We start from the raw sequence: 2,056 nt of genomic DNA, 5'->3' as shown, positions 1-2,056 counted from the left end.
GCTCAGCGCTACCCAGGTCGCGGCCCGGCTCTCGGCCGCATTGGACACCGACCTCGGCGTCCGCGAGTTGTTCGAGACGTCCACAGTGGTGGCGCTCGCGGCTCATGCGAAGTCCAGGATAGGCGCAGGGGCACGGGCGCCGCTGGTGCCCCAGCAGCGGCCAGAGCTGGTCCCGTTGTCACTAGCTCAGCAGCGCATGTGGTTCCTCAACCGCTTCGATCCCGGCTCGGCGGTGGACAACATTCCGGCCGCAGTGCGGCTGTCCGGACTGCTCGACCGGCAAGCGTTGCAGATCGCAGTCGCTGATGTATTGGCCAGGCATGAATCGCTGCGCACGTATTACCCCGAGCGGGACGGCGTCGCGCATCAGCGGATCGTGCCTACTGCCAAGGTCATCCCGGATCTCACGCCGATCGAGATCGCTGAAGCCGACCTGCCCGAGCGGCTTTCTCAGGTAGTGCTGACCGCATTCGATGTGACAGTCGAGGTGCCCTTCCGCGCCCGATTGTTCGAGATCAGTCCCACCGAGCACGTGCTTGCCTTGGTGGTTCATCACATCTCGGCCGACGGTTTCTCCATGGGACCGCTGACTCGCGATGTGATGACTGCCTATAGTGCCCGCGTCGACGGCGGCGAGCCAGGCTGGGTTCCGTTGCCGGTGCAGTATGCCGATTATGCGTTGTGGCAGCGGGAAACGCTTGGTTCGGAGGATGATCCGGGTTCGTTGATCGCTGAGCAGGTTTTGTTCTGGTCGCAGGCGTTGGGTGGGTTGCCGGATCAGTTGGATCTGCCGTCGGATCGTCCGCGTCCGGTTGTGGCGTCTCATCGTGGTGGTGTGTACGGGTTTTTGTTGGATGCGCAGTTGGTGCGTGAGTTGAATGTGTTGGCTCGCGCGAATGGGGCCAGTCTGTTCATGGTGGTGCACGCGGCTTTTGCTGCGTTGTTGGCTCGGTTGTCCGGTGGTAGCGATATTGCTATTGGTACCGCGGTCGCTGGTCGTGGTGCGGAAGTGCTCGATGATGCTATCGGCATGTTCGTCAACACGCTGGTGTTGCGCAGTACGGTTGATCCGGCTATGCCGTTCTCTGAGGTGGTCAGGCATACCAAGGACGCGGATCTCGCGGCGTTCGGGCATGCGGATCTGCCGTTCGAGCGGTTGGTGGAGATTCTGAATCCGGTGCGGTCGCAGGCGCGGCATCCGCTGTTCCAGGTGATGTTGTCGTTGCAGAATGTCGAGCAGGCCGTGTTCGAGCTGCCCGGGCTCGAGGTAGCGGGTGTGCCGTTGGATGTGTCCACTGCTAAGTTCGATTTGCATCTCAACCTCGTGAATCGGTTCGACGCAGACGGTGTGGCCGACGGGATGTCCGCTGAATTCGTTTATGCGGCCGATATGTTCGATGCCGATACTGTCGCAGGCATTGCGCGCCGTTTGGTGCGGTTACTGGTCGAGGTCACTGCGGATTCTTCGGTGGCCATCGGGGATATCGAGTTGCTCGATACCGTCGAGCGCGCTGTACTCGTCGAGCGGTGGAATGCCACTGCGTATCCGGTCGATCCGGCTGCCACGTTGGTTTCGATGTACTACGACCAGGTCGAACGCACGCCTGATGTGGTCGCGTTGACGTTCGAGGGGACGAGTCTGTCCTATGCGGAGTTCGCCGCGCGGGTGAATCGTCTTGCTCGTTATCTGATTTCGGTGGGCGTCGGTCCGGACACGATGGTCGGTCTCGGTATGCGTCGTTCGATCGATCTGGTGGTCGGTATGTATGCCGTCACTGTCGCCGGTGGGGCGTATGTGCCGCTGGATCCGGACCATCCGGCCGAGCGCACGGCGTATGTGCTGGACATGGTCCGTCCGGTGTGTGTGCTGACCACATCGGGTGCTGGATTCGACGGACGCGCGGCGCGGGTGGTCGAGATCGATCGGGTGTCGTTGGCGGACTACTCCGATGATCCGGTCACGGATGCGGATCGGCGTGCGCCGTTGCGTGGGGGTAATACCGCGTATGTGATTTTCACGTCGGGTTCGACGGGTCGGCCGAAGGGTGTGGCGGTC

1 protein-coding gene is annotated in these 2,056 nt (G+C 62.1%); it reads left to right on the top strand.

Annotation, left to right across the window (positions count from 1 at the left end; genetic code table 11):
* The coding region (locus tag ACX4ZE_RS22665) for a condensation domain-containing protein (RefSeq protein ID WP_480275489.1) at window positions 1–2,056 on the top strand (2,056 nt) is incomplete at both ends.

Source organism: Nocardia sp. TBRC8007 (assembly GCF_056629435.1).
This window is presented reverse-complemented; position numbering and strand designations above follow the sequence as displayed.